This is a genomic window from Pseudomonas segetis, assembly GCF_900188155.1.
In the GTDB taxonomy this organism is placed as follows: Bacteria; Pseudomonadota; Gammaproteobacteria; order Pseudomonadales; family Pseudomonadaceae; genus Aquipseudomonas; species Aquipseudomonas segetis.
Genome location: NZ_FZOG01000004.1, coordinates 286,943 through 308,339 on the forward strand (window position 1 = coordinate 286,943; position 21,397 = coordinate 308,339).

General features: G+C 56.7%; 22 protein-coding genes. 13 read left to right on the plus strand and 9 right to left on the minus strand.

What is annotated here, in order from left to right; genetic code table 11:
* Nucleotides 1-180: 180 nt before the first annotated feature.
* Nucleotides 181-1,467, plus strand: coding sequence for an alpha/beta fold hydrolase (locus CHB79_RS15235; RefSeq protein WP_089360542.1), 1,287 nt, complete (start codon nucleotides 181-183; stop codon nucleotides 1,465-1,467).
* Here CHB79_RS15235 and CHB79_RS15240 read toward each other — a convergent pair.
* A complete protein-coding gene (locus tag CHB79_RS15240) occupies nucleotides 1,400-2,248 on the minus strand; it encodes a class I SAM-dependent methyltransferase (RefSeq protein ID WP_176443203.1) in 849 nt (282 codons plus the stop codon). The genes CHB79_RS15235 and CHB79_RS15240 overlap by 68 nt on opposite strands.
* A gap of 63 nt (nucleotides 2,249-2,311) precedes the next feature.
* Between CHB79_RS15240 and CHB79_RS15245 the strand changes: the two genes are divergently transcribed.
* A complete protein-coding gene (locus tag CHB79_RS15245) occupies nucleotides 2,312-3,019 on the plus strand; it encodes a DNA-3-methyladenine glycosylase (RefSeq protein ID WP_089360543.1) in 708 nt (235 codons plus the stop codon).
* The gene (locus CHB79_RS15250) at nucleotides 3,016-4,332 is read left to right on the plus strand and encodes a bifunctional DedA family/phosphatase PAP2 family protein (protein WP_089360544.1); all 1,317 of its coding nucleotides are present in this window, start codon (nucleotides 3,016-3,018) and stop codon (nucleotides 4,330-4,332) included. Before CHB79_RS15245 ends, CHB79_RS15250 begins: the two co-directional genes overlap by 4 nt.
* Before the next feature lie 20 nt (nucleotides 4,333-4,352).
* On the opposite strand, the gene CHB79_RS15255 is transcribed toward CHB79_RS15250, so the two are convergent.
* Genes CHB79_RS15255 through CHB79_RS15265 form a run of 3 tightly spaced genes read right to left on the minus strand, consistent with a single transcriptional unit; the run spans nucleotide 4,353 to nucleotide 6,029 of the window.
* Nucleotides 4,353-4,943, minus strand: a complete 591-nt coding sequence (locus tag CHB79_RS15255) for an LON peptidase substrate-binding domain-containing protein (protein ID WP_089360545.1) — start codon at nucleotides 4,941-4,943, stop codon at nucleotides 4,353-4,355.
* Nucleotides 4,944-4,953: 10 nt separating this feature from the next.
* On the minus strand, nucleotides 4,954-5,670 hold the full coding sequence (locus CHB79_RS15260) for an LrgB family protein (RefSeq protein ID WP_089360546.1): 717 nt from the start codon (nucleotides 5,668-5,670) through the stop codon (nucleotides 4,954-4,956).
* The gene (locus tag CHB79_RS15265) at nucleotides 5,667-6,029 is read right to left on the minus strand and encodes a CidA/LrgA family protein (protein WP_089360547.1); all 363 of its coding nucleotides are present in this window, start codon (nucleotides 6,027-6,029) and stop codon (nucleotides 5,667-5,669) included. Before CHB79_RS15265 ends, CHB79_RS15260 begins: the two co-directional genes overlap by 4 nt.
* Before the next feature lie 230 nt (nucleotides 6,030-6,259).
* On the opposite strand from CHB79_RS15265, the gene CHB79_RS15270 reads away from it, so the two are divergent.
* The 6 genes from CHB79_RS15270 to CHB79_RS15295 all read left to right on the plus strand — a co-directional run bounded on the left by CHB79_RS15270 (nucleotide 6,260) and on the right by CHB79_RS15295 (nucleotide 10,678).
* Entirely contained in the window at nucleotides 6,260-6,715 is a 456-nt protein-coding gene (locus CHB79_RS15270) for a MaoC family dehydratase (protein ID WP_089360548.1), read from the plus strand.
* A 156-nt stretch (nucleotides 6,716-6,871) separates the two neighbouring features.
* Nucleotides 6,872-8,608 (plus strand): C13 family peptidase, encoded by a 1,737-nt coding sequence (locus CHB79_RS15275; RefSeq protein ID WP_089360612.1) that lies wholly within the window; start codon nucleotides 6,872-6,874, stop codon nucleotides 8,606-8,608.
* Between the two features lie 85 nt (nucleotides 8,609-8,693).
* Nucleotides 8,694-9,335 (plus strand): oxidoreductase, encoded by a 642-nt coding sequence (locus CHB79_RS15280; protein ID WP_010487213.1) that lies wholly within the window; start codon nucleotides 8,694-8,696, stop codon nucleotides 9,333-9,335.
* An 18-nt stretch (nucleotides 9,336-9,353) separates the two neighbouring features.
* Complete coding sequence (locus CHB79_RS15285) at nucleotides 9,354-9,704, plus strand: DUF5629 family protein (protein ID WP_010487211.1); 351 nt, start codon at nucleotides 9,354-9,356, stop codon at nucleotides 9,702-9,704.
* Between the two features lie 19 nt (nucleotides 9,705-9,723).
* A complete protein-coding gene (locus CHB79_RS15290; RefSeq protein WP_010487210.1) occupies nucleotides 9,724-10,335 on the plus strand; it encodes a class I SAM-dependent methyltransferase in 612 nt (203 codons plus the stop codon).
* Between the two features lie 73 nt (nucleotides 10,336-10,408).
* Nucleotides 10,409-10,678 (plus strand): peptide methionine sulfoxide reductase, encoded by a 270-nt coding sequence (locus CHB79_RS15295; protein ID WP_089360549.1) that lies wholly within the window; start codon nucleotides 10,409-10,411, stop codon nucleotides 10,676-10,678.
* Here CHB79_RS15295 and CHB79_RS15300 read toward each other — a convergent pair.
* The 3 genes from CHB79_RS15300 to mpl are packed head-to-tail and all read right to left on the minus strand — an operon-like array spanning nucleotide 10,675 to nucleotide 12,954.
* Complete coding sequence (locus tag CHB79_RS15300; protein WP_036988204.1) at nucleotides 10,675-10,974, minus strand: YceK/YidQ family lipoprotein; 300 nt, start codon at nucleotides 10,972-10,974, stop codon at nucleotides 10,675-10,677. The genes CHB79_RS15295 and CHB79_RS15300 overlap by 4 nt on opposite strands.
* A complete protein-coding gene (gene ubiX / locus CHB79_RS15305; protein WP_010487204.1) occupies nucleotides 10,967-11,599 on the minus strand; it encodes a flavin prenyltransferase UbiX in 633 nt (210 codons plus the stop codon). The genes CHB79_RS15300 and ubiX overlap by 8 nt, the downstream gene beginning before the upstream one ends.
* Before the next feature lie 2 nt (nucleotides 11,600-11,601).
* Nucleotides 11,602-12,954 carry a UDP-N-acetylmuramate:L-alanyl-gamma-D-glutamyl-meso-diaminopimelate ligase gene (mpl, locus tag CHB79_RS15310; protein ID WP_089360550.1) on the minus strand — a complete coding sequence of 451 codons (1,353 nt, stop codon included), beginning with the start codon at nucleotides 12,952-12,954 and terminating at the stop codon, nucleotides 11,602-11,604.
* Between the two features lie 553 nt (nucleotides 12,955-13,507).
* Here mpl and exaC point away from each other — a divergent pair.
* Nucleotides 13,508-15,028, plus strand: a complete 1,521-nt coding sequence (gene exaC / locus CHB79_RS15315; protein ID WP_089360551.1) for an acetaldehyde dehydrogenase ExaC — start codon at nucleotides 13,508-13,510, stop codon at nucleotides 15,026-15,028.
* Between the two features lie 231 nt (nucleotides 15,029-15,259).
* Complete coding sequence (locus CHB79_RS15320) at nucleotides 15,260-15,715, plus strand: GNAT family N-acetyltransferase (RefSeq protein ID WP_089360552.1); 456 nt, start codon at nucleotides 15,260-15,262, stop codon at nucleotides 15,713-15,715.
* 52 nt (nucleotides 15,716-15,767) lie between these two features.
* Here the strand turns inward: CHB79_RS15320 and CHB79_RS15325 are convergent, their stop codons facing one another.
* Nucleotides 15,768-17,366, minus strand: a complete 1,599-nt coding sequence (locus CHB79_RS15325; RefSeq protein ID WP_176443204.1) for a serine/threonine-protein kinase — start codon at nucleotides 17,364-17,366, stop codon at nucleotides 15,768-15,770.
* Between the two features lie 138 nt (nucleotides 17,367-17,504).
* Here CHB79_RS15325 and CHB79_RS15330 point away from each other — a divergent pair, with 138 nt between their 5' ends.
* Both CHB79_RS15330 and ppa read left to right on the plus strand, forming a co-directional pair.
* Entirely contained in the window at nucleotides 17,505-18,347 is an 843-nt protein-coding gene (locus tag CHB79_RS15330) for a M90 family metallopeptidase (RefSeq protein WP_089360553.1), read from the plus strand.
* 94 nt (nucleotides 18,348-18,441) lie between these two features.
* Nucleotides 18,442-18,969, plus strand: coding sequence for an inorganic diphosphatase (gene ppa, locus CHB79_RS15335; RefSeq protein ID WP_087515588.1), 528 nt, complete (start codon nucleotides 18,442-18,444; stop codon nucleotides 18,967-18,969).
* 74 nt (nucleotides 18,970-19,043) lie between these two features.
* On the opposite strand, the gene CHB79_RS15340 is transcribed toward ppa, so the two are convergent.
* Entirely contained in the window at nucleotides 19,044-21,335 is a 2,292-nt protein-coding gene (locus tag CHB79_RS15340) for a CHASE2 domain-containing protein (protein ID WP_089360554.1), read from the minus strand.
* Nucleotides 21,336-21,397: the final 62 nt, after the last annotated feature.

Below are 21,397 nucleotides of genomic sequence, written 5' to 3' on the forward strand. Positions count from 1 at the left end.
GGTCTAAGGATAGGTAACCAAAAGAAATGCACCTGTCTATTTTCAAAACTACCTACACAGAAAAACACTTACCCCGTGCCATCACCCAGCTGTATCCGCCTGGCAACCCATTAGCGACCACGCCAAGGCGCTAAATACCGAGAATAATGACAGGCGGACCACCGTCGGAGCAATTGAGCCATGCGCTATAGAACCGACTACAACCCGACGCAATTGAATAACAGCCCCCAGACGCTGATGATCGGTCCCTGGCGCCTGCAGTACCTCGCATACGCCACCCATAGCCATGATTCGCGCCAGCCCGTGCTGTTCATAGGCGGCGCTTTCCAGAGCTTTCGCTCTTTCAGTCACGAAGTCGGCGAATTGCTGGCCGACCATCCCGTGATCCTGCTCGACCTGCCCGGCCAGGGCGGCAACCTGCAGCCCGCCGGCGAGTTGAGCCTGGAGGATCTGGCTGACCTGATTGCAGGCTTTATCAGCGAACTGAATCTACCCGCCGTCATGCCAATAGGGCTTTCGTATGGTTCTGCACTCGCAGCATTGTTTGCCTGTCGCCACCCAGGTAAATGTTACCGCTTGCTGCTTTCTGGCGTTGCCGCATTCGGTAGGCCTGGCGCACGACTATTACTGGAGGAAAGCCTCCACATACTTGAGCAAGGCGATATCAAGCTCTTTGCACAAGGCGTCGTCAGCGGCCTGATCAACCCCTTGCGCATTGAAGAAACAGGAATATCCCCGACCTTTCAAAAAGCCTTGCTGCGTCAGTTGCAACGCTTGTCCGGCTCGGATATCCAGCGCTACCAACAAAACAGCCGGCGCCTGCTCGACTTCCAAGGGTTTGACGCACACCCCAAGTGCCCAACGCTCATAATCGCTGGCGAATATGACCACTTCACCCAGCCCTGGGAGCATGCGCATTTTGCCGCGGCCTGTGCGGATGCAGAATTTGCAATCATCAACAACGCCGATCACCTTGCACAACTGGAACGTCGCCCAAGCTGCAGCCAGCTTTACCTGCCATTCCTGCAAGGCAGAACGCTGCCCATGCAGTGTGCGGGCGTCCGGCGCATCAAGAGTCATTCACTATTGCAACTCGAACGTCGCCAGGAAGCACGTACCCCACCGCCACAAGCTCAAGCTCGCCTGCGCAGTATCGATGGTCGCGAATGGCATGCGGAAATTGTTGAGCTGGGCTTCTTCGGCGGACTGCTGCGCACTGAATACACCCAGCAATTGCCTGTTCGTGGCTGGCAGCTGTTACTCCAGGAACTTGAGCCACAAGGTATTCTGCTGGTTCACCAGTCTACGCAGGGGGCAGCGTTTATCTTCACCCACGCCGACGCGCGAGCCAGCCAGGCACTGGCCCACTACATCCGGCGCGCCTACGCCTATCAGGGGCTTACATATGGGCGTGAACGACTCTCACCAAGCCAGGCCCTTTCGCGATTGGCAGGCCCAAATCTGTAGCGCGCAGGCTGGGATCAATAACCTCGACAGCAGCAAAGCCACAGGCCTTGAAACCTGAACCAATTGCCTCGGCATCGGCGTAGTGCAGGTAATACTCGCCGCGGGTCAGTTTCCCCACCAAATCAACACCCCAACGAATTTGTTGGTAACGCGGATGCGCCTGCAACTCCGGATACAAGTCGGTGATATAGCTTGCCGCACTGAAAGCGCTTAGCTCACCAGCTAGGCGCGTCCAAAACAACTCGATCTGTTTTCGCGGGAAATAGTTGACCAACCCTTCGGTAATCACCAAGACAGGCTCATCGCGATCTAGCTGGGCAAAAGCACTGGCGAGGCTATTGACGCCATGCTGGGCAAACACATCGACAGCGGTAACCTGATGCCTGTCGCCAAGCCAGCCGTTCCTGGCCAGCAACTGGCGCTTGCGCTCAGCCATATCCGGCAAATCGGCTTCCATGTAGCGAAGTTGCGGATAACGCTGAGTGAAACGCCGCCCCCGAGGCGAAAGCCCGCAGGCGATTTCAACCACCTGGCGAACCCCATGATTTTCAATAGCGCAGTGCAGGCATGCATCAATTTGCAGATGACGCAGCAGCAACATGTTTTCAAGATCCAGGTCAAAAAAACGCCTGCTCGCCCACATCACCGGCCTTAGAACAGAGTGGGAGAAACGGCCAAAGGTGCTGATAAATGCAGCATCAGACAAGCCGCGCCGGTACCATACGTACGCAGTGAAATGCGCACTCGGGCTTATGTGGCTGTGAAGAACGCGTTCAGACATGCTTAAGGCTCGTCTTGTTATTATCCAAGCAGCCTATGCCCTACGACCAAGCAGCGACAGCCCATGCCTGACAAACCCGCCTTAAGTACAGCAAGCCAGCCATTGAACGATGTTTTTTTCAATCGCGACGCATGTGTACTGGCCCGCGATCTTCTCGGCAAAGTCATTCGCCACCGCCAGGGAGCCCTTTGGCTTTCGGCACGAATTATCGAGACAGAAGCTTATTACTGTGCTGAAAAAGGCAGCCACGCATCGCTTGGCTATACAGAAAAACGTCGCGCCCTGTTTCTCGATGGCGGGCATATCTACATGTATTACGCACGCGGTGGAGACTCCCTTAATTTCAGCGCACAGGGCCCGGGCAATGCGGTTTTGATCAAGTCCGGCTTCGCCTGGCTCGACGAATGCTCTGGCGCTCCAAGCCTTGAACGCATGCAAAGGAACAACCCGGACAGCCAGGGCCAACCGCGCGCGCGGGAAAAACTCTGCTCAGGACAAACCCTGCTATGTAAGGCGCTCGGTTTGAAAGTGCCCGAGTGGGATGCACAGCGTTTCGACCCGGAGCGGCTCTTTGTCGAGGACATTGGCGAGTCCCCCCAACAGATTATTCAAACCACCCGCCTTGGCATTCCACATGGTCGCGATGAACAACTGCCCTATCGGTTTGTTGATGCAGACTATGCACAATACTGCACGCGCAACCCTTTGCGGCGCGGGCAGCTTGAAGGCCATGATTTTTATAGACTCGATCGCCAGGACGCACACAGATGAACCAATGGATTGAACCCTTGACTGGCTGGTTGTCCAGCAACCCGCAATGGCTGGCCGCTGCAGTATTCCTGATCGCGCTGACCGAGTGCCTGGCAATCGTGGGCTTGATAGTGCCCGGCACATTTTTACTCTTTGCCGTGGCGGCCATGGCAGGCAGCGGCGTCCTGAGTCTCGGTGAAACCTTGTTATTGGCCTATGCCGGCGGACTGCTGGGCGATGCGCTGTCCTACGCACTGGGGCATTTTTTCCACAAAGACATCCGCCGCCTGCCTGGCTTGCGGCAGCGTGAACACTGGCTCGAATACGCTGAAAACTACTTCCAGCGCTACGGTATTGCCAGCCTGCTAGTGGGGCGTTTTATCGGCCCCCTGCGACCGATGCTGCCGATGGTCGCAGGAATGCTGAACATGCCGCTGCCACGATTTATCCTGGTCAGTCTGCTCGCCGCAGCCGGCTGGTCAGTCGCCTATTTGCTACCCGGCTGGGCGACCGGCGCGGCACTGCGCTTGCCTTTGCCTCCAGGTTTCTGGGCTGAAGCCGCCATAGTCGCCGCGGGTGTTGGGCTTTTTGTGCTGATCGCCGCGCAAAGCAACCTGCGCGACCAGCACCACGCCGGACTCATAACCGCCTGCTCAGGACTGATAGCACTCATTGCCATGATGATTGGCTGGCCCCATCTGGACGAACTGGATAACGGCTTGATGACCCTGATCCAGGAACAACGCAGTAGCCATGCCGACATGCTGGCGCAAAGCATCACCCACCTGGGCGACTTCACCACACAGTTCGCGGCCGCAGCGTTGCTATGCCTGTTGTTAGTCGCGGCCAAGCAGTGGCGCTCGGCATTATTTAGCGCCATGACCCTGCTGGGCACAGCCCTTAGCAATACCGTGCTGAAGCTGACCTTTGCTCGCCAGCGGCCTGAGGTACTGGCCGAGCCGCTGAGCAGCTTCAGCTTCCCCAGCGGGCACAGTTCGGCGGCCTTTGCTTTTTTCCTGGTGCTTGGGGTTCTCGCCGGACGTGGTCAGCCAGCACGATTGCGCCTGACCTGGTTGATCGTCAGTTGCCTGCCAGCACTGATGATCGCCTGCTCACGGGTGTACCTCGGCGCACACTGGCCGACCGACATCATTGGAGGCGCGCTGTTGGCGAGCACATTGTGTGCAGCCAGCCTGGCAATCAGTCAAATCAAACACCCACTCGCCCCGCTATCGATGAAAGCCTGGTGGCTGATCGTGCCAGCTTGCACAGCGTTGTTAGCTGGCATCTCGATTTGGCAGTTATCAATCAATACCCTGCAATATCGCTATTAAGCAGACATGGACAATGCAGGTCAGGCGTTAAGCTCGGCCTGCAATTGATCAAGTACTTCTTGCAGCAACGCCAGGCGCTCCAAGGGCTGGTCAATGCCCAGCAATTGAATTTTCTGCTCGGGCTCAAGCGGTAACAGGTAAGCCAACTGATTGGCCAGATCCGCTTGGCCATTCGCCTGGCCTTCCATGCCCAACGCCTCGACCATGGGATGCACCGCCAACGCATGGAGCAAGGCATTGAGGTCGGCATGCTCTTCCAGCAATGGTTGTTCAGGCGCCTCATCCAGCCAGGTGATGTCGGCCATGGTCAGTTGATCGGCCAAAAGCTGCGCCCGCTCAACACGAAAGCGGCGTGCGCCCTGTACGCGAATACCTAGCAAGCCATTGGGCTGCTGCTGGAAGTCACGAACCAGGGCTTCACAACCTATTGCCGAGAACTCTGCGGCCGCGGCACCGACTTCATTGCCTTCAAGAATGCACACCACGCCAAAGCCTTGGCCTTGCTTCATGCAGCGGCTGACCATGTCGAGGTAGCGCGCTTCGAAAATTTGCAGATCCAGCAAACAGCCAGGAAACAACACCGTATTCAACGGAAACAATGGCAGGTGCACAACAACCTCCTCACCTCAGTAACACAAAAGCCAACGGCAGCAGCACAGCCGTCAGCATACCCATCAAACTCATGGCCAGTGCGGCAAACGCTCCACACTCCTCGCTTTCCTGCATCGCTCGTGACGTACCGACAGCATGCGCGCTGATGCCTAGCGCCAACCCGACCGCAGCATGATGATGCACACCAAAGATGCGCAACAATGAAGGCCCGAGAATGGCGCCAACAACACCGGTCAGCATCACAAACACCGCAGCCAGTGCCGCAATGCCTCCAATTTGATCGGCCACCAACATGGCAATCGGCGAGGTAACCGACTTGGGCGCGATACTCATCAGCATCAAGGGTTCAGCCCCGAATAACCATGCAATGCCAATGCCTAGGCAGGTGGCAACAAGGCCACCAACCAATAAGGTTGTCACTGTTGGCCAGAACAGTTGGCGGATTCTGCGCAAGTTAAGGTACAGGGGCACGGCCAGGGCAACAGTGGCCGGGCCAAGGAACAGGGTCATGGATTCAACGCTGAGCTTGTACTCGGCGTAGCTCAGACCACAGATCAGCAGCACGGCGATAACGATGACCATCGACACCAATACCGGCTGCAAAAAGACCCAGCGCGTCTTCTCATAACCCACCATTGCCAGTTGATAGGCGCCCAGGGTGATTCCCACGCCAAACAGCGGATGGTGAGTAACCGCTTGCCACGCCGCCAGCCAGTCAAGGGTCATAGGCCACCCTGCTTACGTACCTGGCGCTCGATCAGCTTTTGCATCAACCAACCGGCGAAGACCAGTGAAAGAACCAATGAAAGCACCAGCGCACCGACCACCGCCCAGAAGTCGGCGGCAATGTCGGTGGCATAGGCCATCACCCCTACAGCGGGCGGCACAAGGATCAGCGGGAGGTATTTGAGCAGGCTGCTCGCGGCTTCGCGCAACGGCGCATCGACCTCGCCACGAACAAGTAGAAACACAAACAACAGCATCATGCCGATAATCGGCCCCGGCAAAATCGGGAAAAATAAAACATTCAGCGCCGTGCCCAATAATTGACACAGCACCAGCCAGGAAAGGCCGCGCAACAGCATTGTGAATCTCCGCAGGATAATGGCGTGGCTGCATATCATCGCGCACGCATCAGGTGATCGAGGCGCGCATTGCGCCCAGCAAACCTAACCATTATAGGCTGCCTATGGGCTCGCCTATAACCCAGTATTCAAAAAGCAACATGGTGCTTGACCCTGAAACCGGGCCATGGTGATCTAAGTTCTTGAGGCAATACACCTAAAAGAACAAAACGTCTCCCCAAGGAGGGAATATGCCGCAGGTGAAAATTGAAGAGTTGAAAAGCTCCATCGGTAAAGAACTGGGTCGCTCCAAGTGGTTAACTATTGATCAACAACGCATCAATCAGTTCGCCGACTGCACCGGCGACCATCAATTCATTCACGTCGACCCAGAGAAAGCCAGGCAGACCCCATTTGGCTCAACCATTGCGCACGGTTTCTTGTCCCTGTCGCTGATCCCGATGCTCATGGACGGCATCATGCTGGTACCTGAAGGCCTGAAAATGGCCATCAACTACGGCTTTGATTCTGTACGCTTCATCCAGCCGGTCAAGGTCGATTCCAAGGTGCGCCTGGTCGCCACCCTGCTTGATGTCCACGAAAAAAACCCAGGGCAATGGCTGCTCAAGGTCCGCGCGGTTCTTGAAATCGAAGGGTCTGAAAAGCCAGCCTACATATCTGAAATACTCACGCTCTGCTTCGTTTAGCCTGAACCATGATGGCGGCGGTGACCTGCCGCCATCACTACAACCTTTGCCCAGAGTAAAGGCCCTGATCAAATTCCATCCTGGGTCACCCCCGTCTAGTTCTTCAACCGTTGCTTTGCTGCATACTTCAACTCTGTATTTCCAGGGATGTTCAATATGCGCCGTTTCACCAAGGTGGCTGCCGTAACGCTCACACTGTTTCTGGTGGCCTGTGGCGAGGGCGAGCCACTGCTACCGGCCAACGCCACGCTCCCCGACGGCTCGCGCTATCGCGGCCAGGTAGTCGATGGCTTGCTGCAAGGTCCGGGACGCCTGGATTTTGCTGATGGTGGCTGGTACCAAGGTGAGTTCAAGGATGGTCGAATGAGCGGTACCGGCGAACTGCGCAAAGGCAACGGTGAGCACTACATCGGCCAGTTCAAGCAAGGCCTTTATGAGGGCCAGGGTGAGCTCACCCTGGCAGACGGCAGTCACTACAAAGGTGGTTTCAGCCAGGGTCTGTACGCCGGCGAAGGTACCTTGAAGCACAATTCAACCCTCTATACCGGCCAGTTCCAACAAGGCCAATTCAGCGGCTTGGGCTCGCTCGATTCCCCCGACAAGAGCAACTACAGTGGCCAGTTCAGTGCAGGCAAAGCCAATGGCCATGGCGTGCGCCGCGATGAATACGGCAACCAGTTCAGTGGGGTATTCAACAACGGCTTACTCAATGGCCCTGGAAGCTTTAAAAGCAGCGATGGCGACCTCTATACCGGAAACTTTGTCGATGACCAGTTTGTTGGCAGCGGTCGCTATCAAACCGCTGACGGCGATGTCTGGAGCGGTGAATTCAGTAACGGCGCACTGAATGGCCACGGTGAGTTCAAAGGTGCCGACGGCAGCCACTATCTGGGACAGTTGGATGATTGGTCATACAACGGCCGAGGTCACCTGACCCTGGCTGATGGCAGCCAGTACGACGGACACTTCATCTACGGCGAGTACACGGGGCCAGGCATCTTAACGCTGGCCGATGGCAGCATAAAATCCGGGACCTGGCTAAATGGCCAATTGATCCGCGATGTGCAGGGTAACCCCCTTGTCGATCCACTTGAGGTTGGCTTACTCGAACAAGGCAAGCTGCTGGAAAACACAATCAAGCAGTTGCCACAATCGACGGCTGAACAAGAAATCTATGCCCTTACGGTCGCCGGAGACGGTAAGCAAAGCGTCTTCATGCGCGAAGCGAACTACGTCGATGACCTGCTGCAAAAACGGTTTTCCGCACGGGGCACAATCGCCTTGATCAATCACCGGGATCACATAAATGATCGGCCACTGGCTACCCGCGAAAGCATTCGCCGCGCGGTAGAAGCAATAGCGCAACGCACCGGGCCAGAAGACCTGGTGTTTATCTATTTGACCAGTCACGGCTCACGCAATCATGAATTAAGCCTGGATATACCACGCATCCAGCTCTCCGACTTACCCGCCAGTGAACTTGGTGCCTTGCTCAAGCCCTTGGCCGACCGCGACAAAGTCGTCGTGATCTCTGCTTGTTACTCCGGTGGTTTTATCCCCGCGCTAAAAGACCAGCGCACCTTGGTAATCACGGCCTCGCGCACTGATCGCGTATCGTTCGGCTGCTCCGACGACAACGACTTCACCTATTTTGGCCGGGCACTGTTTGCCAACGCACTGAACCAGACGGATGACCTTGAACGTGCATTTGAATTGGCCAAGGCGGAGGTCAGCAAGCGCGAAAAGGAACAGGACTTCGCCCCATCAGAGCCACAGATCTGGGCCGCGCAACAGGTGATCAAACACTGGCAGGCACTGCGTGCCGATCAAGCAAAACGCGCGCTGATGATCAAATCCACTGACTCAACCACAGTTGAAACACTGAAAAAATGATAACCAGACGCAGATTTCTTGCCTATCGCGCAATAGTTCGCCACGGCCTGATAAGCTGATATGTATCAGCGGAGAAACAACAACTATGTATTTGACCCCTCAACACATCTTGCTTGCAGGCGCGACCGGTCTTACTGGCGAGCATTTGCTCGACAGGCTGCTCAATGAACCTACGGTTGCAAGGGTTCTGGCGCCTACCCGTCGTGCGCTGGCCGAACACCCTCACCTGGAAAACCCCGTGGGTGAGCTACTGGATGTATTGCCGCAACTGAGCGGCCAGGTCGATACCGCCTTTTGCTGCCTGGGTACAACAATCAAGCAAGCGGGTTCAAAAGAAGCGTTCCGCGCGGTGGATCATGACCTGGTCCTGGCATTCGCCCAGCGCGCCCGTGACCTGGGCGCCCGCCACTTGCTGGTGGTCAGCGCGCTTGGCGCAGACGCCAACTCTTCGGTGTTCTACAACCAGGTCAAAGGCCAGACCGAACAAGCCCTGAAACAACAGGGTTGGCCGCAACTGACCATAGCGCGCCCTTCTCTGTTGATAGGTCCTCGCGCGGAGTTTCGCCTGGGCGAACGTGTGCTGATGCCATTATCACGCTTGGTGCCCGGCAAATATCACGGCATTGAGACCACCGTATTGGCCCGTGCCTTATGGCGCCTGGCGCTTGAGGAGGATGATGGCACACGCATCATCGAGTCCGATCAACTGCGCCGGTTAGGCCGCTAACACTGGGAAACGCTGAATATGAGCACTACTCACAACAGCCTGATTGAAGCCCTGGTCGATGCCGACATGCTGGAAATCGACGGCCTGTACGCCTGGCAATTCAGCCTCGACAAAGAACTGCTCGCACAGGTCAGCGCCGGCTCAGCCAGCACCGACAGCCAAGCCAAGCCGCTGCTAAGCATGGAGTGCATAGACGGCCGCGATCGCCGTCACTGGCAGTTCACCCTGGGCCAGATCAGCGCCGCGACTTATGACAGCAGCAATGAACATTGGAATATCGCAGGGGCCGAACAATCGCATAAGCTCAAGTGCTTCGCCGCCATTACGGGTAACAATGATGACGATGACGAGTCAGAAGCGCAGGACTGACGATTAACAGGACGGGCTGATGAACCTGTACGATCGCTTTGTATTGCCACGCTTAATTGACTTTGCCTGCGGCATGGGCGAAGTCATGAAGGCGCGCTCCAAGATTGTTCCTCAGGCCCACGGCAGAGTGCTTGAAATAGGCATCGGCAGCGGTCTCAACCTTGAGTTTTATGACCCGGAAAAAGTCAGCGCCGTGGTTGGCGTTGATCCCTCTGCCGAGATGCAAAAGCTGGCGCGAGAACGAGCTGCCAGAACCCCGATCCCAATTGAAATGATTGCCCTGGAACTTGGCCAGATCAAAGCCGCCGACGCCAGTTTCGACAGCATTGTCTGCACCTTCACCCTTTGCACCATTGCCGACACGGCCACCGCGCTTAAAGAAATGCGCCGAGTGCTCAAGCCTCAGGGGCGCCTGCTGTTTTGCGAGCACGGCCTGGCCCCCGACGCCAGGGTAGTGCGCTGGCAGAATCGACTCACGCCCATCTGGAAGCCGCTGGCTGGCGGCTGCCACCTAAATCGCGATATTCCAGCCCTGATAAGTGCCGGCGGCTTCAGGATTGGCGAGCTGGACAAACGCTACCTGCAAGGCCCCAAAGCCATGACCTACGTCTATTCGGGCTGGGCGGACTAAGCAAAACAGCACGACTACTGCGTTGCCATGGCCCAAAGGGGCGCGACTTAACGCTTAATCCTGGAAGCCAAGCATGGACGATCAACGCATCCAACTGATCAACAAAATTCCTCTCGGCGCCAGCAAAGCCAAGGCATTCGGCCGTACCTACAGCATTAGCCGCAGCGACTTCAATGCAGGTCAAAGCATCAAGGTCTATGCCGAAGAGCTCGGTGGCACTGACTTTATCAGCTTCAACTACTACATCACCGCCAACACAGCACTGCTCAAACCTTGCGAGATGCCGCAGGAAAAAGTGATGAGTTTCTTGCGCGAACTTGAATTGATCACGCCCAGCAGTTAAAGACCGCCAGTGACATTCAAGGTACCGCCCAGGGCGGTAATCAACGACAAAGGCAACAGCAGCGTATCGAGCAAGGCACTGAAGGGCAGGTCCAGCCCAGGCATTGCCGGGGCCTGTGCACCAAAACGGTCCAGCGGGCAACAGCCGCCATTGAGCACATACCAGTCGAGCCGGGTTCCGGCATAAACCACCGGGGCATCGGCCTTGGCTGCATCAAGTGTGCTTACAGTGGCGCAGCCGCTTGTGACTAAAAGCAATGCAAGCATTGGCGCGATGCCAAAAAAGTGTTTAGTCATCGCGACTAACGTGATGATGCTCACCCCAGCGTGGCAACATATCTTGTGGAATGCCAAGGCAATTGAGGATTCGCGCGACTACAAAATCGATCAAGTCATCAATGGTCTGCGGTTGGTGGTAAAAGCCAGGCGCCGCCGGCAATATTGTCGCCCCGAGGTTGGACAGCTTGAGCATGTTTTCCAGGTGAATACTGGAAAATGGAGCCTCGCGCGGAACCAGGATCAACTGCCGACGCTCCTTGAGGGTGACATCTGCCGCTCGCTCGATCAGGTTATTGCAGGCGCCAGTGGCAATTGCAGAAAGGGTACCGGTTGAACAGGGTACAACCACCATCGCGCTCGGCGAGCCAGATCCTGAAGCCACTGGCGACATCCAGTCTTCCTTGCCATAGACCCGGATTTGCTCAGGCGCAGCCCCGGTGTACTCGCTCAGAAAAGCCTGCATCGCTTGTGGCTTGGCAGGCAGGGTTACGTCCGTTTCGGTCGCCATGACCAGTTGTGCCGCCTTGGAAATCAGAAAATGCACCTCACGCTCTTCCTGCACCAGGCAATCCAGCAGGCGCAGCCCATACTGGGCGCCAGAAGCACCTGTCATCGCCAAGGTAACGCGTTCCGGGCCTTGCATGCTTATGCCTCCAGCGCCTTCGCTAATTTACTGTGCAGGCCGCCGAAGCCACCATTGCTCATCACCACCACTTGTGTTCCCGGCTCTGCCTGGGCCTTGACCCCTGCAATAATGGCGTCGAGCGAGTCGCAGACGGTGGTTGGCACCGAGGATGAAGCCACGACCGCCGCCAGGTCCCAGCCCAGGTTTGCCGGAGCATACCAATACACTTGATCCGCCTGATGCACAGAGCCAGGCAAACCATCGCGGTGAGCACCAAGCTTCATCGAATTGGAACGCGGCTCGATAACTGCAATCAGCTTGGCCGAACCTATTTGCTTGCGCAAACCGTCGAGGGTCGTGGCGATCGCCGTTGGATGATGGGCGAAATCATCATAGATGGTCACACCCTTGACTTCGGCGACCTTCTCCATCCGCCGCTTGGCATTTTTGAACAGGCACAGCGCTTCAATGCCCAGTGCGGGCACAACTCCGACATGCCGCGCGGCAGCCAGCACAGCCAGTGCGTTAGCGACGTTGTGCTGGCCGGTCAGCGCCCAGTCGACAATACCCTCGACCCGACCCTCAAACAGCACTTCAAAACGAGCGCCGTCCTCACTCAGCAAACGTGCCTGCCACTGGCCATCAGCGCCGGTGGTTTGCACCGGCGTCCAGCACCCCATCTCGACTACCCGCTTCAGCGCAGCTTCAGCAGTAGGATGAATAACCAGACCTTCGCTTGGAATGGTACGTACCAGATGGTGGAACTGACGCTCAATCGCCGCCAGATCAGGAAAGATGTCCGCATGATCAAACTCGAGGTTGTTCAGAATCGCGGTACGTGGCCGGTAATGGACAAACTTGGAACGCTTGTCAAAGAACGCGCTGTCATATTCATCCGCCTCAATGACGAAAAATGGGGTAGCACCCAAACGTGCCGAGACACCAAAGTTCTGCGGCACACCACCAATCAGGAACCCCGGACTCATACCAGCATGCTCAAGCACCCACGCCAACATGCTGCTGCTGGTGGTTTTGCCATGGGTACCGGCCACGGCCAGCACCCAGCGGCCTTGCAGCACATGATCGGCCAGCCACTGCGGCCCGCTGACGTAAGGCAAGCCTTTGTTCAATACATACTCGACTGCCGGATTACCACGCGACATGGCGTTGCCAATCACCACCAGATCAGGAGCGGGCTCAAGCTGCGCTGGATCATAGCCCTGGGTGAGCTCGATGCCCTGGGCTTCAAGCTGGGTACTCATTGGCGGGTATACGTTGGCATCGGAACCGGTGACATGGTGGCCCAGCTCCTTGGCCAAGACCGCCATGGAGCCCATGAATGTGCCGCAAATACCAAGGATGTGGATATGCATGAAAAACCTAAACCTCAAAAAACGGGCCGCAGCAGCCCGACAAAATCTCGCCGCAGATTAGCACAGCAGAGCAGGCCGATAAGCCTGCGAGCGACTAATCTCTATCTAGGCAGTGTACAAACGCAAAGTGTGCGCCGAGCCGAGCCCAATGCCTTTGGCTGATTCTCATCTGGGAACATCTGAAATTAAGCAAGCAGGCCAGGATAGGACAAAGCGCAGCGATCCACAGGAGAAACAGACAAGGGCCGGCCCTAAGGGCGAACGACAGCGAGGAACAAATGCGAAAAAGTAGCCGAGAACGCGCTCGCCTTGTGTGCGCCTAAATGAGCATTTGATTCGGGTCGTTCACCCCATTGGACCGCAGCAAGGGCTGCCCAACTGAAGTTTGTTCAGCCTGCTTTTAACCCAACATGGGCTGCACCAGCCTAGGCTGCCTCAGTAGTATCGAGGGCAGCAGCTTTGCAGAGGTTCCCCTAGATTGACCACGTGATGCCCATGGGCTGCCACCGCTGACCTTGATGTGCATCACCACAACACAAGAGAGGCCCACATCATGATTTACGCCAAACCCGGAACGCCAGGCTCGGTTGTTTCATTCAAGACGCGTTATGGCAACTTTATTGGAGGCCAGTTCGTTGACCCAGTCGATGGCGAGTATTTCACCAATACCAGCCCAATAGACGCCTCGGTGATAGCCGAGTTTCCCCGCTCTCGCGCGGCTGATATCGAGCTTGCACTGGATGCAGCCCACAGCGCCGCGGATGCCTGGGGCAAAACTTCACCCCAGGCACGCGCCCTTATCCTGCTGAAAATCGCTGACCGTATCGAAGAGAACCTTGAACTGCTGGCGGTCACCGAAACCTGGGACAACGGCAAAGCCGTACGCGAAACCCTGAATGCCGACGTCCCCCTGGCTGCCGACCACTTTCGCTATTTCGCCGGTTGTATTCGCGCCCAGGAAGGCAGCGCCGCAGAAATTGATGAACACACGGCGGCCTACCATTTCCACGAGCCGCTGGGAGTGGTTGGCCAGATCATCCCATGGAACTTTCCACTGCTGATGGCCGCCTGGAAGCTCGCCCCGGCTCTGGCAGCAGGTAATTGCGTGGTCCTCAAGCCAGCGGAACAAACACCCCTTTCGATCACCCTGTTTGCCCAGCTGGTCGGCGACCTGCTACCTGCCGGGGTGCTCAACATCGTCCAGGGTTATGGTCGCGAAGCGGGTGAAGCGCTGGCCACCAGCAAGCGAATCGCCAAGATTGCCTTTACCGGCTCAACGCCCGTGGGCTCGCATATTCTCAAATGCGCGGCTGAAAACATCATTCCCTCGACCGTGGAGCTAGGTGGCAAATCCCCCAACCTGTTCTTCGAAGACATCATGCAGGCCGAGCCCGAGTTCATTGAAAAGGCCGCCGAAGGCCTGGTGCTGGCCTTCTTCAACCAAGGCGAAGTCTGCACCTGCCCTTCCCGGGCATTGGTTCAGGAGTCGATCTACGAACCCTTCATGCTCGAAGTGATGAAGAAGATCAAGCAGATCAAGCGCGGCAATCCACTGGATACAGAAACCATGGTTGGCGCCCAGGCCTCGGAACAGCAATACGATAAAATCCTGAGCTACCTCGAGATAGCCCAACAGGAAGGTGCAGAACTGCTTACCGGAGGAGCCAGCGAAACCCTTGAGGGTGACCTGGCAAGCGGCTATTACATCCAGCCGACACTGCTCAAAGGCACCAACAAGATGCGCGTCTTCCAGGAAGAAATCTTTGGCCCGGTGGTTGGGGTGACCACATTCAAGGATGAAGCAGAGGCGCTAGCCATCGCCAACGACACCGAGTTCGGCCTGGGAGCAGGCCTTTGGACCCGCGACATCAACCGTGCGTACCGCATGGGCCGGGCAATTAAAGCAGGTCGGGTCTGGACCAACTGCTACCACCTCTACCCGGCGCATGCGGCGTTCGGTGGCTATAAAAAGTCCGGCGTGGGCCGTGAAACTCACAAAATGATGCTCGATCATTACCAGCAAACCAAAAACCTGCTGATCAGCTACGACATCAACCCACTGGGCTTCTTCTAGCCACAACGCAGGCCACATGCAATATGTGGCCTGCCTCCCAGCACGATTTTCTAGGGCAACAGCCCAACACAGAGCAAACGCTTGCTTGGATTGCACTTTCCATTTTTTCTAGGCAGCATCAATCCCGATACTGGCATAAGCCATGCTTGTTTTTTTGAGCCAACACGGGGACTGGCTGCTGTTAAAGCACTACAGGTCAAGCCCGCCCAACTACTGATACTGAGGCCTGCAATGCGCATCGTTCAAGCCACGCTGGAACACTTGGATCTGTTGACCCCTCTGTTCGTCAAATACCGTGAGTTCTACGGTGAACTGTCTTTCCCGGACTCGTCGCGGGCCTTTCTGGAGAAACGCCTGCGCCGCAAGGAATCGGTGATTTACCTGTCATTGGCTGATGATGAAGACAAACTGCTTGGCTTTTGCCAGCTTTATCCGAGCTATTCATCTCTGGCCCTCAAGCGGGTGTGGATTCTCAACGACATCTACGTTGCCGAAGACGCTCGCCGCCAACTGGTCGCTGATCGCTTGATCCAAACCGCGAAGAAAATGGCCAAAGACACCAATGCCGTGCGCATGCGTGTGTCCACCAGCAGCGATAACGAAGTGGCACAGAAAGTTTACGAGTCCATTGGCTTTGTGGTTGACGAGCAATTCAAGAACTACCTGCTGCCAATCAACCCTGACTGAGCCCTGCGCCAGCAGTGGCTTGCACAAGATCAAACCACTGCTGGCAATCGCGTCAACGGGCGAGGCTCACCAACAAGCCAATGCTCAACTGCAACAACAAGATGCCGACCACCCATACTCGCCAACTGACGACTTTACTGGCCGACTTGCTGCTACCCGGGCTTTGCTGAAGTGGTTGCTGCAAGGCCTGCTGAAACTCAGAAAGGGCATCGAAGCGGGACGCGGCCTGGGGCGCCAAGGCCCTCGCCAGCACGCCGTCCCAGCCCTCAGGCAGTCGTCGATTGAAGTTCGCCAATGGCACATAGTGACTCACTGGACTGGCTTCTGGACGGGCAATTTCTGGCCACTGGCCACATAGCAGCCAGTAGGCTAAGGCTGCCAAGGCGAACTGATCAGCTCGCCCATCCACGCGTCCTCCAGCCATTCGCATCTCAGGCGCCAATGGCAAGGCATCAACTGGCATGGCCTGGCGTGGCGCCCCCGGAATCAATACAGCATGCTCTGCGAATAACAAGACTCGCCCAGACTCGGCAATCAGAATATTGCGCGGATTCAACCACAAGCCCTGCATGCCTCGGCGCTGCAGGGCACGAACCCCGTCTATCGCCTGCTTGATAATCGACATGACCCCTTGCACTGCCAAGGGCCCGCGCCCGGCAGCCCAGTCAGCCAAACTGCGCATATCCGCAGATGGGTACTCAAACAGGGTGAACGCATGCTCACGAGGGTTAAATGCCGAAAGAACTTGAGGCAAACCCGGCACAGGACTGCGGCGCATGGCCCACTCACGCTGCCAGAAAACATCATCGGCAGGCTGTTCCGACAGCCACAGGAGCGCACAGCGCCCGGCAGCATCAAGCGCCTTGAACACACGCCCGGGCGGCCCAAATGAACAACTCCCGGTGATGGTCCAGCCATCTATTTGCATGCCTACAGTGGCGTTCTCGACCACCGGCCAGGTCGCTGTACCTGCCTGCCGGTCGAACTGGCTTGAATCACCCGACAAAAGCAAGGCCCCGGCACTTGGCGCACTCAACAAGGGTTCAAGCAGGCCCTGTAATTCGGTTGTGCAACAGCGCTGGCAGGCATTCTGATAGGCGTTGAGATCGGCCACGCCGAGCAGTGGCTGAGGCGCCAGAAGCAACAAATCACCCTCGTTCAACGGCAGGCTGTACTGGATCAGCGCAAGCTCGGCCTGCTCGCCAATTTGCAGTCCATCGCGCCCTACCAGCGTATGAATATTGTTGTTTTGGTAACGCAGCAAGCCTATAGAGCCCGCCTGCAAGAACTGCACGCTCCCCTCCTGCAACAGCAGCAGGCCGACATTTAGTTCTGCAATTTCACGTCCGGCCTGCTTGCGACGAAACAGCTGTTGATTCAGAGCCGCGAGTACTTGACGCGCTGCTTGCGCCTCGCTCCAGGATTGCGGCGTACAGCGGTAGTCGGCAAACAATGCATCGAGGTAATGCTCGATACTTTGCACCACATCGGCGCATTCACGTGCCCAAAGTAATGCCACCATCAATACAGGAGGCCGTCCGTTACGCCCGGCGACCCACATCGCCCTGACCCGCGCCGCTTGGCGCGGCAGGTCTATTCCATGGCCGTAAACCACTGTGGCTGCTGGATGCTCCATGCACTCTGTAGGCATCTCAAACCCTCCCTCGCGAACGATGAATCGGCGTCCCGGGTAAACCTGTGCAGCCTTTGTGCCGTTTTTCTGCTGAGCTTGTTGCCTGTCAAGGTGGAGGCTTAAGCTATATCCAGCCAAATATGGGGAGCAGCCGGGATGTGGATATTGCGTAAATGGCGACGCAGGCGAATCCTTGCCAATAACCCGGTAAGCGCGCAAAGCTGGGCCGAAGTTCGCCGACGCCTCCCCATTACCGACGGACTCAATGCACCAGACGAGCAATGTCTGCAGGAGCGAGCGGTATTATTTCTGCACGAAAAACACCTGACAGAACTCGATGGCGCAAAGCTTTGCGACGTTGATCGGCTGGCGCTGGCGACCCTTGCCCAACTGCCCATACTGCATTTGGGCGAGCTGGGCTGGTATCGCGGCTTCCATGAAATCATCCTGTACCCAGATGACTTTATCAGCCCGCAAAGCGCACGCGACGCCAGCGGCGTGGTTCACCAGTGGAGCGGAGAGCACAGCGGTGAAGCCTGGCTACAGGGGCCGGTGATCCTTGCCTGCTCAGGCATTCGCAGTAGCGGCGCATGGAATGCATACAACCTGGTCATCCATGAGATGGCGCACAAGATCGATATGCTCAACGGGGCGGCCAATGGCCTGCCACCGCTGCACGACAATATGCGCGTCCAGGAGTGGGCCAGCACCCTGCAAGCTGCATTTGATCAGCTCAACCTGCACCTCGACACCCAACCACATGCCCCACCACCAATCGATGCCTATGCAGCGGAAAACCCGGCAGAGTTCTTTGCAGTGTGCAGCGAGTATTTTTTCAGCGCGCCCGACCTGCTGAACCAGGCATTCCCAAGCGTTTACGCGCAGTTTGTCCTGTTTTACCGGCAAGATCCCCTGCAACGCCTGAAGCTTCTGGAACAGGCCCAGCCGAGTTATCGTCAGCAACACAGCAACGTGCCCGTGTTATACCGATACGTCTAAGCGACCAATGGTTAACTACGCCAGCGTAGCAACCATGCGGGAATACGCCTATAATCTCGCCACTTTTTTGGCCCATTTCCAGGGAGTTAACCCCATGAGCTACAGCAAGATTCCGGCAGGCAAAGACCTTCCGAACGACATCTACGTCGCTATTGAGATTCCGGCCAACCACGCGCCGATCAAATACGAGATCGATCACGACAGCGATTGCCTGTTCGTTGATCGTTTCATGGCTACGCCAATGTTCTACCCGGCCAACTACGGCTACATCCCGAACACCCTTGCGGACGACGGTGACCCACTCGATGTACTGGTTGTAACCCCTTACCCAGTCGCGCCAGGCGCAGTGATCCGTGCTCGCCCGGTTGGCGTGTTGCACATGACCGACGAAGCCGGTGGCGATGCCAAGCTGATTGCAGTACCGCACGACAAGCTGAGCCAGCTGTACGTCGATATCAAGGAATACACCGACCTGCCAGCGCTGCTGCTTGAACAAATCAAGCACTTCTTCGAGAACTACAAGGACCTCGAAAAAGGCAAGTGGGTCAAGGTTGAAGGCTGGGGCAATGCTGACGCGGCCCGCGCTGAAATCACCAAGGCCGTTGCCGCTTACAAAAAGTAAGCAGGCAATCGCACTACAAAAAAACCAGCCTAGCGCTGGTTTTTTTGTAGTGCGGGCGGCGATAAACGCCTGGTTCAGGCCTGCGACTCATCGAGCAATGGCAATTTCAAGCTAAACACGCTGCCCTCTCCCACCACGCTTTGACACTCGATAGTGCCGCCGTGGCGCTCGACCACGGCCTTGACCATCGCCAAACCCAGGCCAATACCGCCAACTGATGTGTCCAGGGAAAAGCGCTGGTAATTCCTGAACAGCTGGGCAATGTTTTCAGCACTGATGCCTTCTCCCTGATCCGCAATCACGCACACTGCCATGCCTTGCTCTATCGATAGCGTCACGCTGACACAAGTGTTGGCAGGACTGTACTTGATCGCATTCTCAAGCAAATTAAACAGGGCGCGACACAGCAAGCCCGGGTCAGCCGACACCACGGCCTCCTCATCTGGCCAGCACGTCTTGAGCCTGATCATCTTGTTGCGCGCCAGCGTCCACACCTCATCAACCGCGTCCTGGACAATGCTGTCAAACAGCACCGCTTCAAATCTGTACTCGGACGATTCAGCCTTGGTCAGTTGCAAGAAATCGTCGGTCAGGCGCAGTGCCCGGCGCACCTGTTTATCGATACTTGCAAACACCTGGTCGTGCCCATCATTTTCAGCCTGATGCATGGAAAGCAGCGACAGGATTGCCGAATGCGGCGCGCGCAGGTCATGCGAAAGAAAGCGCAGCATGCTCGCGCGTTGTTCTTCAGCCTCACGCTCGCTGGTCAAGTCAACCAGGCTGATTAGCCAGCCGGCCGTTGTTCCATGCTCTGCAGTCATCATCGAGGCGACCTCGGTGCGCAGGCTCAAGCCATGTGAAGTGCGAAACTCAACCTCACCGAGACGCTTGAACTGCTCCGGATCGTTCGTATCCAAAATGCTGACATCCGGATGCCCCAGGTGCTGTAGATAGCTAGCTAGGCTACGACGTACGCTATGGTCCTTGACCAACGCCCGTGCACGTCGGTTGGCGAACAGGATGTCTCCATCCCTACGGCACATCAAACTGGCAACCGGCAGATGCTCCAAACCATCGGTCATAAATCTTCTGGTGTTGCGCACCTGATCAACCGCGCGCTCCAGAGCGACAATACGCTGCTGGATAATATCCCCGGTCATGTGCCCCTTCTTGAAAGCACGCTCGGGCAATACTTGCGGCTCCTGATCAAGGCGCGCCAGCTCCCAGCCAAAATAGCCCAGTGCCGCGCTCAAACGTCGCCAGTTCCACAGCAAATAAGCCAGTAAAACCCCGAGAAGACTGGCCGAAGGCGGCCACCACCAACCTGCCTGCAACAACATCAGGCAAGCCAGCAACGTCAGCATGACCACACTCATACTCAGCAGCAACGCGTAACGCAGGCCAGATATCAACATAATGGCCAGCAATAGCATGACCGGCGCAACAGCCAGGAGCATGGCGCGCCACCCTGAAAGCTCGACAACGCTGCGCCCCTGCAACAGGCCGTTGAGGATATTGGCCTGAATTTCAATACCAGGCGTGACCCCGGCGCTAGCCGAGATGGGCGTGACATAGCGATCGCCCAGGCCCGGCGCGGTGGCACCTATCAGGATAATACGATTGCGCAGCAGCGAATCGGGCACCTCGCCGCGCAGGAGACTCGAGTAGGACACACTGGCAAATGTGTCGGCACGTCCCAGGTAAGGAATACGAATCACATGGTCATCAACCCAGCCTTGTGCGTTGGCCGCCAACGCCTGCCCCGGGAGCTGGCCTGCCCCGGCAGGATCAACCAATGAGTAACCAACCCAAGCCATCTGCAGCCGTGGCTTATTAACCATGCCTTCGCGCAAATGGACACTACGCACCACGCCATCACTGTCGGCTTGCACATTGATATGGCCAATTCCCCATGCACATTGGCGCAGGGGTTCCACGGGCAGAAACTCACTCGTGGCGCCGCCCTCCAGGGCGATTTGCTTGCGTATGGATGGCAATACCACCACGCCTGACTTGCATAATGCATCGGCAAAACGACGATCTACTGCGGGGCTAAGCCCAGGTTCAGTGAAAACCACATCAAACAAAATGGCTGCGGGCTTGGCATCGCTCAAACGATCAAGCAGGGCCGCGTGAACCTCTCGCGACCAGGGCCAGCGGCCAATCTCGGACAGGCTGCGATTGTCGATTTTAACAATAAGAATTCTCGGGTCGTTGCCCAGCCGGGTCAGCGAGAGCAAGCGATCGTAGATCAGTGAGTCAAACCCAAGGGCATTGGTCAGCGAGAGCACGGCAGTCAGCGGGATCAAAATCAAGGTCACAATGATCCACTCGCGAACAATACGATTGAACAACTGGCGAGACATCGAAAAAGAATTTCGCCGCTCAACCTTTGTGCCAGGCTCGCTTTTATTGTCTGTCACTCGAG